The sequence below is a fragment of the Novosphingobium sp. SG720 genome (assembly GCF_012275365.1).
Lineage (GTDB): Bacteria > Pseudomonadota > Alphaproteobacteria > Sphingomonadales > Sphingomonadaceae > Novosphingobium > Novosphingobium rhizosphaerae.
Map to the genome: position 1 here is coordinate 256,108 of NZ_JAAZQN010000002.1, position 12,926 is coordinate 269,033.

The following is a 12,926-nucleotide window of genomic DNA, read 5'->3' on the forward strand; positions in this document are numbered from 1 at the left end:
CCGGGCGGGTCGGGTTATCATGCCCGCCGTGTCGTTATCGTTGGTGCCGTTGTCGCCGATGTCTTCAGCGTTGGGTATGGTGGTAACGAATGAAACCTGAATTGCAAACCGCCGCGCGGGGGTGGACACGTGGTGATGGCACGAAACCATCACCATCGGCCTCATCAGCCGCTTACGTGTTTGCGCCTAAGGGCACCAACGAATCCATGGTGAGCGCGAGCGAGCGCCGGCGCAAGGCCGGATCGAAAGTCGCGCCCGCCACGATCAGTTCGTCCGCGCCGGTGCGATGCTGGAACGCTTCGAGCCCCGCGCGCACGGTGGCCGGGCTGCCGATCGCGCTGACCTGGCGGAAATGATCGAGCGTGGCCCGCTGCGGCGCGGCCAGCGTTTCGCGATAGCCTTCGATCGGCGGCGGCAGGCGACCCGGATCGCCGCTGCGCAGGCGCACGAACGATTGGTCCTGGCTGCTCGCCAGGAACTGCGCTTCCTCGTCGCTGGGGGCGCACAGCACATTGATCGCCGCCATCACATAGGGCTGGTCGAGCGTGGCCGAAGGCTGGAACCGCTCGCGATAGAGCTTCAGCGCGCCATCGAGGTGATCGGGCGCGAAATGGCTGGCAAAGGCATAGGGCAGGCCCAGCATCGCGGCCAGTTGCGCGCCGAACAGGCTGGAGCCCAGGATCCACAAGTCCACGTTGGCGCCGTGGCCGGGCGTGGCGGCCAGCGGCAGGCGCGGGTCGCCGGCAAATTGCGCCTGCAATTCCACCACGTCGGCCGGGAAATCCTCGGCCGCGCGGTTCACATCCTTGCGCAGGGCGCGCACGATGCGCTGGTCCGCGCCCGGCGCACGGCCCAGGCCCAGGTCGATCCGGCCGGGATAGAGCGCGTCGAGCGCGCCGAACTGTTCGGCAATCACCAGCGGGTTGTGGTTGGGCAGCATGATCCCGCCCGCGCCCAGGCGAATGGTCTGGGTGTGGTGCCCCACATGGGCAAGCACGACCGAAACCGCCGCGCCGGCGATGCCGGGCATGCCATGGTGCTCTGCGACCCAATAGCGGTTGTAGCCGGCCTCTTCGGCAGCCTTGGCCAGCAGTGCGGCATCGGCCATGGCCTGGGGCAGGGTGCCGCCCTCGATCACCGGCACCAGATCGAGAACGGACAGTTTCATCGCGTGATTTCCTTATCCTGGCCCGGATCGGGGGGAGCAGGAATGGATGTGGGGGCCGCGCCGATCTGTTCAAGGTATCCGCGCGCCACGCGCGCTTCGTCGCTCGCCGGGGCCATGGCCACCACCGATTGCCAAGATTGCCGTGCCGCATCCTCGCGATTGCCCAGCATGGCGATCACCCCGGCTTCCACGCCCACGGCAGGATCGCGTGGGGCCAGGCGGGCGGCTTCCTCGATATCGTGTTGGGCGGCCACCAGGTCCTTGTCCCGGCGGTGCAGCGTGGCGGACAGCAACCAGCCTTCGGCGTTCTGGGGCGCCAGTTCGTGCGATCTGGCAAGGGCGGTGGCGGCATCGGCATTGCGGTTCAGCGCCACCAGCGCGCGGGCGCGGTCGTTCTGGATCGCCGAAAGCGCCAGGTTGTCGGCAAAGCCGCGCACCACCAGCGCGCGATTCAGCCAGGTCAATGCGTCCTGCGGCTTGCCGGCGGCCAGCGCGGCATTGCCGGCCATGGCCATCAGCGGCACCGCGCCCACCGCCTGCGCTTCGGGGATGAGGCCCACCGCTTCGCCAAAGGCCGCCTGCGCGCCTTCGAAATCGCCTTGCTGGCTCAGCATCATGCCCAGGCACTGGTTGGCGCGCACCCGCTCTGACGCCAGCTTCACTTCATCGAGCCAATGCCGCGCCAGGCTGATCGCCAGGTCGGGGTTGCTGCGCCCCACGGTCAGGCAATCGGCCAGCCGATCGTGCTTTTCGGGCGGCGGGCCATCGTCTGCCTGTGCCGCCTTGCGCCGGCCGGGGGTGGGCAGCGCGCCGAATTCCATCGGCCGGGGATTGGGCCCGATCTGGTGCCAGACGGGAGAAAGCGACGAAGCGAGAAGGGCAGCGGCCAGCAGCATGGGGGCTCTATTCGGTCAAAAGGCTGTTCAGCGTGGCCAGCAGCACGGCAATGTCCTGCGGGCGCGACAGGCGATGGTCGCCGTCCTTGATCAGGTGCACCTGCACATCGGCTGAACGCAGCGCGGCGGCCAGCCTGATCGAGATGTCCCACGGCACATCGGGATCGGCCTGCCCGTGGATCAGCCGCACGGGGCCATCGAATGGAACGGTATCGTTCAATTGCAATTGTGCCTGCCCATCGGCCCAGAACGCCGCGTGGGTGGGCGTCGGTTCGGGGCCATAGGGATTGTCTTCGAATATCGTTTCGCCCGCTGCCAGCGCCGCCTGCTGCGCGGCCGAGTAGCCCCAGCTGGTGAAATCGGGCGCAGCGGCCAGGCCCACCAGCGCCTGCGCCTTGTCGCCCAGTGCGCGGGCCACCAGCAGCATCAGCCAGCCGCCCATGCTCGACCCGATCAGCACCACGCGATCCAGGCCATGCGCGGCGACCAGCGCCACCACCTCGTCGCGCCAGCGGCCCAGCGTGCCTTGGGCAAAGTCCCCTTCCGAAAGGCCGCAGCCGGAATAATCGAGCAGCAGGCACGGGCGCCCCTGCGCCACGGCCCAATCGAGCACCGCCTGCGCCTTGCCGCCGGCCATGTCCGACATAAAGCCTGGCAGGAACACCAGAGCTGGCCCGGTCCCGGGCACGAAGCGGGTGGCCAGGCGCAATCCGTGCGGGCCGGGGTGAAAGCTGGGGGGCATCGGCGTGGTCATGGCCGCCGTGCTACCGGCTTCGGGCGGGCAGTGTCCACGCCTGATCTTTTCGCTGGCCCTTGAGCGGCAGGGGCGGCGCGCCTATCTGCCATGACATGAGCCAGCCCCCGATCATCCCGTCACCCATCACCCTGGCCCCCTCGGCCGCCGCGCGAGTGGCCACGATCGCGGCCAAGCAGGCAAGGCCTGCGATCCTGCGGCTGGCGGTGGAGGGGGGCGGCTGTTCCGGCTTCCAGTATCGCTTCGGCCTGGCCGAGGGCGTGGAGGAAGACGACGTGGTGGTCGAAACCGACGGCGTGCAACTGGTGGTCGATACCGTCAGCCTCGACCTGGTCGGTGGCGCGACGGTCGATTACGTCGAATCGCTGGGCGGCGCCGCGTTCCGCGTGACCAATCCCAACGCGGCATCGGGCTGTGGCTGCGGCGCGAGTTTCTCGGTGTGAGCGGTGCACCGCTGAAGCTGGCCAGCTTCAATATCAACGGCATCAAGGCCCGCCTGCCGCGCCTGCTGGAATGGCTGGCCGAAACCCGGCCCAGCGTGGCTTGCCTGCAGGAAATCAAGACGCAGGACGAAGGCTTCCCCGCCCAAGAGTTCGAGAAGATCGGCTATCACGCCATCTGGCACGGGCAGAAGGGGTTCAACGGCGTGGCCATCCTCGCCGATGGTGAAAAGCCGGTCGAAGTGCAACGCGGCCTGGCCGGAGAGCCCGAGGACGAGCATTCCCGCTATCTCGAAGCCGATGTCTTCGGCCTGCGCGTGGTGTGCATCTACCTGCCCAACGGCAATCCGCAGCCTGGGCCCAAGTTCGATTACAAGCTGCGCTGGATGGACCGGCTGCACGCCCGCATGGACCAGATCTGGGCCGAGGAAGTGCCCGCGGCGATCCTGGGCGATTACAACGTGATCCCGCGCGACAACGATATCTGGGACACGCGCGCGATGGCCAGCGATGCGCTGATGCAGCCCGAATCGCGCGATGCCTATAACCGCCTGCTCGCCGCCGGCTGGACCGACGCCATCGGCCTGCACCATCCGCAGGGCGGGCTGTGGACATTCTGGGATTACCAGGCCGGCGCCTGGCAGCGTGACCACGGCTTTCGCATCGATCACGCGCTGCTGTCCCCCGAACTGGCGGACCGACTGGCCGGCGCGGGCGTGGACAAGGCCCATCGTGGGCGGGAAAAGGCCAGCGACCATGCGCCGGTCTGGGTGACGCTGCGCGCCTGAATTTGTCGTTCGTCGAACAATATGCACAGCTCGCCGATGGAAGCGGGTGTGAGAGAGGGTCTGGGACTAGGGCGCGCTACGCTTTCGTGCTAAGTAGCGTTTTGCAACTGATTATAACCGGATTATCTAAATGGGCTTGTTTCGTAAGGATTTTTTCCGCTCGCTCCTGGTCGGCTTCGCGATCGGCGCCGTGGCCATGGGCGTGACGGTGTTCAACGAGGCCCATGTCTTTGCGCCCGTGGCTGCCGCCTCGGCTGCGCCCACCGTGGGGTCTGACCAGTGATGGCGCGCCGCTCCCTGCGCCTGTTGGGGGCGGCATTGACCACCGCCCTGGCAGCCTGCCTTCAGCCCGCGCATGCCGATGCGCCGGTCAAGGCGCCCGCCGCGATCATCCCCGCGCATGAAGCGCCCGGTACCAAGACCGCGGTGTTCGCCGGCGGCTGCTATTGGGGTATGGAGGCTGTGTTCAGCCATCTTACCGGCGTGACCAGCGTGGTTTCCGGCTTTGAAGGCGGCCGCGCTGCCGATGCCGATTACGAGACCGTCAGCACCGGCACCACCGGCCACGCCGAATCGATCCGCGTGACTTACGATCCGGCGCGCATCCGCTACGACCAGCTGCTCCAGGTCTTCTTCGGCGTGGCCAGCGATCCCACCCAACTGGATCGCCAGGAACCCGACGTGGGCCCGCAATACCGCAACGCGCTCGTGCCGATCGGGCCCGAACAGGCCCGCGTCGCGCGCGCCTATGTCGCCCAGCTCAAGGCGCTCAAGCTGTGGAAACGGCCGATCGTGACGCGGATCGAGCCGTGGCGCGGTTTCTATCCCGGCCCCGAGGAACACCAGGACTTTGCGTTGCGCAACCCGCGCCATCCCTATATCCTGCGCTGGGACGTGGCCCGTGTCGATGCGCTGCATCGCACGTTCCCCCAGTGGTGGAAGCCCGATTTCACGCAGCACTGATTTGCAACAGCCGCCGGCAATGCTTATCTGGTGTCCATGGGTGGCCACCATCATCACGATTATGCCGGCGAAGGGCTGGTATCCGCCGCGCGCGAAGCGCTGACCGTTTCGGGCGAACAGTGGACCGACATGCGTGCCGATGTGTTCAGCGCGCTGGCCGCGCAGGAACGCCCGGCGTCTGCCTATGACATCGCCGAAAGCGTGGGGCAGCGCCGGGGCAAGCGCGTGGCCGCCAACAGCGTCTATCGCATTCTCGACTTGTTCGTGCGCACCAACCTGGCGCGCCGGGTGGAAAGCGCCAATGCCTATGTCGCCAACACCCATCCCGGCTGCCGGCACGACTGCATCTTCCTGATCTGCGACGTGTGCGGCCAGGTGACCCACATCGACAACGACAGCCTGACGGGCCACTTGCGCGAGGCTGCGCGCCATGCCGGCTTTGCCGACGTGCGCCCGGTGGTGGAAATCCGCGGCCGCTGCCAGGCCTGCGCAGGCTGAACCTGCGCGGGGTTGTGCTGGGGTTTAGACAGGCTCGCCCGAGGCTTCGTCGTCCAGCGCTCTATTGCAGCGTCACTGCCCCGTCATCGGTATCGCGCCGGCCAAAGAACTGCATCAGCTGGATCAGCAATTCGCAGCGCGTGGCAAGGTTTGGCGCTTCGAGCAGGGCCTGCTTGGCGGCCACGTCGAACGGGGCGATCTGCGATACGCCGTTGATCAGCGATTGGTCGTCCAGCCGCGCCACCGAATCCCAGTCCACGGCATAGCCCTGGGCCTCCGCAAAGGTGCGCGCCTCGCGTTCGAACCCGGCGCGTTCCACCGCGCTCAGGGCTTCGTCCAGATCGTCAGGCAGCAGTTCGGCTTCCACCTGGCGGAACGGCGTCTTGGCTTCCAGTTCGCGCAGCACGCGAAAGCGGGCGATGCCCGAAAGCACGATGTTGTAGCGCCCGTCTTCCAGCGCCTCGACGTCCTCGATCTTGCCCACGCAGCCCACCTGGAACAGGGCGGCGCCCTCTTCGGGGGCCTGGGGCTGGATCATGGCAATGCGCCGGTCACGCGCCAGCGCGTCGGACACCATGGCGCGATAGCGTGGCTCGAAAATGTGCAGCGGCAGTTGCAGGCCGGGAAAGAGCAGCGCGCCCGAAAGTGGAAAGATCGAAAGCCTGACCGTGCCGATCGCGCCGCCCATCGCCATCACCCGAACAGCACGGTGGAAAGCTTGCGCCGCGTGCGCGCCACCCACGGATCTTCCAGGCCGATCGCCTCGAAGATCTGCAGCAGGCGGGCGCGGGCCGCGCCTTCGTTCCAGGCGCGATCGGTGGCCACCATGGCCAGCAGGGTATCGGCGGCGGCATCGCGGTCGCCGGCGGCGAACAGGCCGTTGGCCAGCGCCAGCTGGGCGTCCATGTCTTCGGGCGCGGCGGCCACGGCCGCGCGCAGCGCCGCCAGCTCGCCTTCCTCGGGCGCGTCTTCGGCCAGGGCCAGCGCGGCGCGCGCCTGATCCAGCGCGTGGTCGGCCGCCAGCTTGGGATCGAGCGCGGCAAGCACCTGTTCGGCCTCATCCTTGTGCCCGGCCAGCAGCAGGGCACGGATCAGGCCGGCATGGGCAGCGGCATTGTCGGGGGCGATTTCCACGATCTGGGCAAAGATCGCCGCAGCACGTTCGCCATCGCCTTCGCCCAGGATTTCCTCGCCCATGGCCAGCAGCGGCGCCACGTCCTGCGGCCCTTCCTCGCCCAGGGCACCGGGCTGGATCGGCAACTGCGACAGGATCTGATCAAGATACTGCTTCAATTGCGATTCGCTGCGCGCCGGGGTCAGGTCGGCCACGGGCTGGCCCTGGAACATGGCATAGACCGTGGGGATGGAGCGCACCTGGAACTGCGCGGCGATGAACTGTTCCTCGTCCACGTTGACTTTGGCCAGCACCACGCCCTTGTCGGCGTATTCGGCCACCACCTTTTCCAGCACCGGCGTCAGCGCCTTGCACGGGCCGCACCATTCCGCCCAGAAATCGAGGATGACGAGCTTGGTCATCGAGGGTTCGACAACAGCCTTGCGGAAGCGGTCCACCGCCTTTTGTTCGTCAAGGTTGAGGCCCAGGCTTGCCACTACACGTCTCCACTTCAAATCGGTCCGGGTACGGGCCGCGCCGGCCCGTCTTGCCCTCACCATGTGGGAAAGCCACCCGGTTCGGCAAGGGGCAGCAAGGCGGGCAGGGCGAATCCGCCCAAGGTTTTGTCTACCAGGGCCGGCCATCCACAGCTGCATCCACAGGCGCTTAGGCACAGCGCCCGGTTTTGCGGGAAAAATGCAACTTTGCTGTTGCACCGCCCCCGATCCCCCGTTATTGGCCCGCCTCACCCCAGCGGGACGGCCCTTGTGGCCCCCCACTGAAAACGCCAGAGCGGGCGTAGCTCAGGGGTAGAGCACAACCTTGCCAAGGTTGGGGTCGAGGGTTCGAATCCCTTCGCCCGCTCCAGTTTTCAGAACCTTGCACGGCCGTTACCCGGCCCGCGCAAACGCCGAGCGGGCGTAGCTCAGGGGTAGAGCACAACCTTGCCAAGGTTGGGGTCGAGGGTTCGAATCCCTTCGCCCGCTCCAGTTTGCCTTTCCTGCAGATTGTCCATCCGCCACCGCGCCTTGCGCTGTCGGGCAGCACTCCCCGTGTGCATGGCACAGGCATTGTCACCCTGGGCGTGATCCGGGTTCCGCTGGCGGTCCCGCGCAAACGCTTGCCCACATGCGTGACGGCGCCCATAGCTTGGCGCTATGGACAAGCGCCCCAGCATCGATCCGCGTGCCTTGCTCACGTTTCGCACTGTCTGCCGCGAAGGCTCGATCTCGGCCGCGGCGCGCGCGCTCAATATCGCGCAGCCTTCGGTTTCGGCGGCGATCGCGCAGCTTGAGGCGCGGCTGGGCGTGCAATTGTTCGAGCGCCACCAGACCGGGGTGCGGCCCACCGCGCAGGGCACGGTCCTGGCCGAGCGGGCCGAGGCGATGCACCATGTCCTGCTGGGCGCGCAGGAGGAACTGGACAACCTGGCGCGGGGCCTTGCCGGGCCTTTGCGCATCGGTGGCACGCCCGGCGCGCTGGTCAGCCTGCTGCCCTTCGTGATGGGCCGGTTGGAAGCGCGGATCGGGCCTTGCGCGCTCAGCGTGGTGGAGCGGCCGGATAGCGTGCTGGTGGACCTGCTGCGCCAGCGCCAGATCGACCTGGCCTTTGTCACCACCGAAATGGAAGTGCCGCCGCCCGACATTGCTGAGCGCACCTTTGCCCGCGATCCGTTTGCGTTGATCGTGGGCCGGCGCCACGACAGCCTGCCTTCGGCGGTTTCGCTGCGCGACGTGGCCGGCCTGCCCTGGGTCTTGCCCGAGGCGCAGGGCGCGTTCCGCCGCCAGGTCGATGCCTTGTTCATTGCCGCGCAGACCCCGGTACCGGCCAATGCCGTGCGCTGCGATTCGCTGCTCACCACCAAGGCGATCGTGCGGATGAGCGACCGGATCACCATCCTGCCGCGCCAGGTGGCGGCATCGGAACTGTCCATCGGCGTGCTGCGCGGCATCGAACTGCGCGAGGCGGCGTTCCAGCGCAGCATCGGCGTGCGCCTGCGCAGCGACGAGCCGCCATCGATGGCGGCGCAGGCCCTGCTCGATGTCCTGGCGATACGCTATAGCCCCAGCCTATAGCATGATAGAGAGATAATATTTTGGTTCGATAGGCATCTTGCGCGAAAAGGCACCGGCAACGCAGACCCATATCCAAGGGCCGTGGTAGCGCGGGAGAGCGAAAGATGCGGACCCTTATCCGCGATGTCAGGATTTTCGACGGAAGCGGCAGCGCTTCCTTTGCCGGCAGCGTGCTGGTGGATGGCGAGCGCATCGTGCGCGTGGCCGCCCAGGCCGACGGCCTCGACGGCGAAAGCCACGATCACCGCATCGAGGGTGCCGGTCGCACGCTGATGCCCGGCATGGTCGATGCGCACACCCACCTGACCTGGGCTTCGTCGATCGAAAAGATCTACCACCAGTTCATCCTGCCGCCCGAAGAATTGAAAGTGGCCGCCTGGCGTAATGCGCGGGTGCTGCTCGACCAGGGCTTCACCAGCCTCTATTCGGCCGGCGCGCTGGTCGACGGAATCGAACCGGACCTGGCCGCCGCAATTGCCGCGGGCGAAACCCCCGGCCCGCGCTATGTTCCTTCCACCATCGAGCGCAGCCCCGAAGGCGACGAAGGCGTGGACACCGGCAACGTGTTCAACGGCCGTGGCCCCGAGGCGATGCGCGCGTTCGTGGCTTATTGCGCGCAGCAGGGCGTCAAGTCGATCAAGCTGGTGGTCTCGGGCGAGGATGCGCTCAAGCCCGGTACCGCGCAGCATGTGCTGTACACGCACGAGGAAATGGCCGCCGCGGGCGATGCCTGCCGCGAAGCGGGCCTGTGGATCGCGGCCCATGCCTATTATCCCGAAGCCATCGGCCTGGCGCTCGATGCCGGGGCGCGCGTGATCTATCACGCCTCTTATGCCGACGAAGCCACCATCGCGCGGATGATCGCGGCCAAGGACGCCACGTTCTATGCGCCTGGTCCCGGTGTCTCGGTGGGCGCGCTCGAAGCCAGTCCGCCGCCGCACGTGGACATGAGCGCGATGAAAGCGAGCGCGGCCGAGCGGCTGGAGCGTGAAAAGGTGCTGGTGCCCGCGCTCAAGGCGGCCGGTGTCAAGGTGCTGATCGGTGGCGACTATGGCTTCCCGTTCAATCCCAATGGCCGCAATGCCCGCGATCTGGCGCATTTCGTGGAATACTATGGTTATACCCCGGCCGAGGCGCTGGTGGCGGCCACGCGCCTGGGTGGCGAGCTGATGGGGCTCGACGTGGGGCAGGTGCGTGAGGGCTTCCTCGCCGATCTGTTGCTGGTGGATGGCGATCCCACCCAGGACGTGGCGATCCTGCAGGATGCCGCGCGGCTGGCGATGATCATGAAGGGCGGCGCGCTGTACAAGGCGCCTGCCGATGCCGAGGCAGCATAAATGAGCGAGCGTTTCGATGTGGCGGTGATCGGCTGTGGGCCGGTGGGGGCACTCGCTGCAAATCTGCTGGGCCGCGCTGGGCTGTCGGTGGTGGTGCTGGAAAAGGAGCTGGAGCACTATCCCTTGCCGCGTGCGGTGCATCTCGATCACGAGATGATGCGCCTGTTCCAGACCGCCGGCGTGCTCGATCGCGTGGCGCCCGATATGGTGGCGACCGACGGGCACCTGCACGTGGGCGCCGATCACGGCGTGATCCGCTACATGGGCACGGTCGGCAAGCCCAAGCCGTTCGGCTGGTCCAACGACTACTTCTTCTACCAGCCCGAGCTGGAAGCCCACTTGCGCGCCGCCTTTGCCGACAATGGTGCGATTTTCCTGCGGCTGGGCGCGACGTTTACCGCGCTGGAGCAGCAGGACGACGGCGTGACCGTGCACTTTGCCGAAAACGGCGCGGAGCAGACCGTCGCCGCCCGCTGGGTGATCGCCACCGATGGCGCGCGCAGCCCGGTGCGCAAGGCGCTGGGCATTGCGCTCGACGATCTCGATTTCGAGGAACCCTGGCTGGTCGTGGATGCGCAAGTGGAAGGGCCGGTCACGTTCCCGGCCATTTCCGGGGTTCCCGCCGATGCCGATCTGCAGCGCCTGTCGGTGATGATGTGCGATCCGGCGCGTCCGGCCACAGTGGTGCCGGGCCGCGGCAACCATCGCCGCTGGGAATTCATGCTGCTGCCTGGCGAAGACGACCAGGCGATGATGCAGCCCGAAAAGGTGCGCGAACTGGTCGGCGCGTGGATGAAGGACGTGCCGCACCAGATCGTGCGCGCCGCCACCTATCGCTTCCACGGCCTGGTGGCCGAGCGCTGGCAGGACGGCCAGGTGTTCCTGGCCGGTGATGCCGCACACCAGACGCCGCCGTTCTTTGGCCAGGGCATGTGCCATGGCCTGCGCGACGTGGCCAACCTGGCGTGGAAGATGGACGCGATCGTCAACCAGGGCGCCGATCCGGCGATCCTGGCAACCTACCAGCCCGAACGCGATCCGCATGTGCGCGGCGTGATCGGCGCTGCCGTGGCTGCCGGCCGCTATATCTGCGAGCTGGACCAGGACAAGGCCGCCGCGCGCGATGCCGCGATCCGCGAAGCCGCGGCGCAAAAGGCCGGCGAGACCGCGCACGACCTGATCCCCGCGATCGATGCCGGCATCATCCTGGCGGGCAGCCCCGCGGCGGGCGAGCGTTTCATTCAGCCGATCCTGGCCGACGGGCGCAAGCTCGACGATCTGGCCGGGCAGGGCTGGCGCTTGTTGGTGCGCGATGACAGCGTGGTGGGTTCCTCTCCCGCCATCACGCGCGTGGTGGCCGCGTCGTTGGAAGACGGCGGCGCGGTCACGGCGTGGCTGGACCGGCACGAAATCGATGCCGTGCTGCTGCGCCCCGATCACTGCGTGTTCGGCACGGCGAGCGGCACCGCGATCGACCTGATCGAGGCTCGCGCCCGTGCGCTGGGCCTGGCGATGGAGACGGTATGAGCGCCATGAAGCTCGATCTTGCTGCGGCCCAGGCCGTTGTTGCCGCCACACTGGCCAGCGCTCGCGCCCGCGCGGCCAGGCCGCTGGCGGTGATCGTGGTGGATACCGGCGGCCACCCCATTGCCTTTGCACGCGAGGATGGCGCCAGCTTTGCCCGGCTCGACATTGCCCGCGCCAAGGCGGCCGGCGCCGTCGCGATGGAGGCCGATACCCGCGTGCTGGCGCAGCGCGCGGCCGGCAATCCGGTGTTCTTCCAAAGCGTGACCGTCGCGCTCGATGGAAAAATCGCCTTTTCGCCCGGCGGCGTGCTGGTGCGCGGCGCCGATGGTGGCGTGCTGGGCGCGGTTGGCGCCAGTGGCGATACCGGGGATTGCGACGAGGAATGTGTCCTGGCGGGCCTGCGGGCCGCCGGCTTCAATCTGGAGACCCAGCCATGAAACTGCGCAGCATCGAACTGGCCCTGCCCGATCCGGCCGGCGCCGCCCGCTTCATGCTCGATATCTGGGGCATGGCGCCGGGCGAGGTGCGGGGCGATACGCATTACCTGCGCGGCTCGGGCACGTATCCCTACCTCGTCTCGTTCGAGAAGGCCGACGAGGAATTCGTTCGCCACACGACGTTCGTGTGCACCGCGCAGGAACTGGCTGGCATTCGCGCCAAGGCGGCCCAGCGCGGCTGGCCGCTGACCGATACCGTCTCGGAAGATCCGGGCGCGGGCACCGGGGTGATCGTGGAACTGCCCGAAGGCGAACTGCTGCGCTTCCTGGTCGACACCACCGAGGTGGAACCGATCGTGGGCCGCGACCTGCCGGTGAAGCTCACCCACGTGGTGTTCAATTCCGCCGATGCGGAAGCCTCGGGCCTGGCCGCCGAAGACGTGCTCGGCTTTCGCGTGTCCGACCGCACCAAGGGCATGGTCTTCGTGCGCTGCAACGACAGCCACCATTCCACCGCCTTTGCCCGCGCCGGTTTTTCCAGCCTCAACCACATCGCGTTCGAGATGGAAGACCTCGACGCGGTGATGCGCGGCATCGGGCGGATGCGCGACCATGGCTTTGCCCCCGCCTGGGGGCCGGGCCGCCATGGGCCGGGCGCCAATGTCTATGCCTATTACATCGCGCCGTTCGGGCCGGTGATCGAATATTCCACGGCGGTGGAAAAGGTGCCGGAAGACTACAAGGCGGGCGAGCCCGACGATTGGACCTGGCCACCCAACCGCATCGACCAGTGGGGCATTTCCGACAAGGACTTCGCTGGCCTGCGCCAGGCCGAAGAGCGCTTCCGCTTTCGCCGCACGTGGGAGCCGAATGGGCAGCCGGCCACCCCTGCCCCGGCCGTCCCTGCCAAGGCCTGAACCGAATTTTTC

The 12,926-nt window shown here is 67.5% G+C and carries 15 protein-coding genes and 2 tRNA genes; 12 read left to right on the forward strand and 5 right to left on the reverse strand.

The window, feature by feature from the left end; genetic code table 11:
* Nucleotides 1-172: 172 nt before the first annotated feature.
* The 3 genes from FHW94_RS10560 to FHW94_RS10570 are packed head-to-tail and all read right to left on the reverse strand — an operon-like array spanning nt 173 to nt 2,818.
* The gene (locus FHW94_RS10560; RefSeq protein WP_168555793.1) at nt 173-1,168 is read right to left on the reverse strand and encodes an LLM class flavin-dependent oxidoreductase; all 996 of its coding nucleotides are present in this window, start codon (nt 1,166-1,168) and stop codon (nt 173-175) included.
* A complete protein-coding gene (locus FHW94_RS10565; protein ID WP_168555794.1) occupies nt 1,165-2,064 on the reverse strand; it encodes a hypothetical protein in 900 nt (299 codons plus the stop codon). Before FHW94_RS10565 ends, FHW94_RS10560 begins: the two co-directional genes overlap by 4 nt.
* A gap of 7 nt (nt 2,065-2,071) precedes the next feature.
* Complete coding sequence (locus tag FHW94_RS10570; RefSeq protein WP_168555795.1) at nt 2,072-2,818, reverse strand: alpha/beta hydrolase; 747 nt, start codon at nt 2,816-2,818, stop codon at nt 2,072-2,074.
* Nucleotides 2,819-2,913: 95 nt separating this feature from the next.
* Here FHW94_RS10570 and erpA point away from each other — a divergent pair, with 95 nt between their 5' ends.
* The 5 genes from erpA (at nt 2,914) to FHW94_RS10595 (ending at nt 5,507) form a co-directional block, all read left to right on the forward strand.
* The gene (erpA, locus tag FHW94_RS10575; protein ID WP_168555796.1) at nt 2,914-3,261 is read left to right on the forward strand and encodes an iron-sulfur cluster insertion protein ErpA; all 348 of its coding nucleotides are present in this window, start codon (nt 2,914-2,916) and stop codon (nt 3,259-3,261) included.
* Between the two features lie 11 nt (nt 3,262-3,272).
* Entirely contained in the window at nt 3,273-4,046 is a 774-nt protein-coding gene (gene xth / locus FHW94_RS10580) for an exodeoxyribonuclease III (RefSeq protein WP_168556086.1), read from the forward strand.
* 130 nt (nt 4,047-4,176) lie between these two features.
* Nucleotides 4,177-4,329 carry a hypothetical protein gene (locus FHW94_RS10585; RefSeq protein WP_168555797.1) on the forward strand — a complete coding sequence of 51 codons (153 nt, stop codon included), beginning with the start codon at nt 4,177-4,179 and terminating at the stop codon, nt 4,327-4,329.
* On the forward strand, nt 4,329-5,009 hold the full coding sequence (gene msrA / locus FHW94_RS10590; protein ID WP_168555798.1) for a peptide-methionine (S)-S-oxide reductase MsrA: 681 nt from the start codon (nt 4,329-4,331) through the stop codon (nt 5,007-5,009). The genes FHW94_RS10585 and msrA overlap by 1 nt, the downstream gene beginning before the upstream one ends.
* 36 nt (nt 5,010-5,045) lie before the next feature.
* Complete coding sequence (locus FHW94_RS10595) at nt 5,046-5,507, forward strand: transcriptional repressor (protein ID WP_168556087.1); 462 nt, start codon at nt 5,046-5,048, stop codon at nt 5,505-5,507.
* A gap of 61 nt (nt 5,508-5,568) precedes the next feature.
* Here the strand turns inward: FHW94_RS10595 and FHW94_RS10600 are convergent, their stop codons facing one another.
* Entirely contained in the window at nt 5,569-6,195 is a 627-nt protein-coding gene (locus FHW94_RS10600) for an LON peptidase substrate-binding domain-containing protein (RefSeq protein WP_168556088.1), read from the reverse strand.
* Between the two features lie 5 nt (nt 6,196-6,200).
* Nucleotides 6,201-7,118, reverse strand: coding sequence for a tetratricopeptide repeat protein (locus FHW94_RS10605; RefSeq protein ID WP_349237494.1), 918 nt, complete (start codon nt 7,116-7,118; stop codon nt 6,201-6,203).
* A gap of 295 nt (nt 7,119-7,413) precedes the next feature.
* Here FHW94_RS10605 and FHW94_RS10610 point away from each other — a divergent pair.
* The 7 genes from FHW94_RS10610 to FHW94_RS10640 all read left to right on the forward strand — a co-directional run bounded on the left by FHW94_RS10610 (nt 7,414) and on the right by FHW94_RS10640 (nt 12,914).
* A tRNA-Gly gene (locus FHW94_RS10610) sits at nt 7,414-7,488 on the forward strand.
* Between the two features lie 47 nt (nt 7,489-7,535).
* Nucleotides 7,536-7,610, forward strand: a tRNA-Gly gene (locus FHW94_RS10615).
* A 168-nt stretch (nt 7,611-7,778) separates the two neighbouring features.
* Entirely contained in the window at nt 7,779-8,696 is a 918-nt protein-coding gene (locus tag FHW94_RS10620; RefSeq protein ID WP_168555800.1) for a LysR family transcriptional regulator, read from the forward strand.
* A 104-nt stretch (nt 8,697-8,800) separates the two neighbouring features.
* A complete protein-coding gene (locus FHW94_RS10625) occupies nt 8,801-10,033 on the forward strand; it encodes an amidohydrolase family protein (RefSeq protein WP_168555801.1) in 1,233 nt (410 codons plus the stop codon).
* On the forward strand, nt 10,034-11,560 hold the full coding sequence (locus tag FHW94_RS10630; RefSeq protein WP_168555802.1) for a bifunctional 3-(3-hydroxy-phenyl)propionate/3-hydroxycinnamic acid hydroxylase: 1,527 nt from the start codon (nt 10,034-10,036) through the stop codon (nt 11,558-11,560).
* A gap of 5 nt (nt 11,561-11,565) precedes the next feature.
* On the forward strand, nt 11,566-11,997 hold the full coding sequence (locus FHW94_RS10635; protein ID WP_168556089.1) for a heme-binding protein: 432 nt from the start codon (nt 11,566-11,568) through the stop codon (nt 11,995-11,997).
* Entirely contained in the window at nt 11,994-12,914 is a 921-nt protein-coding gene (locus FHW94_RS10640) for a VOC family protein (protein ID WP_168555803.1), read from the forward strand. The genes FHW94_RS10635 and FHW94_RS10640 overlap by 4 nt, the downstream gene beginning before the upstream one ends.
* Nucleotides 12,915-12,926: the final 12 nt, after the last annotated feature.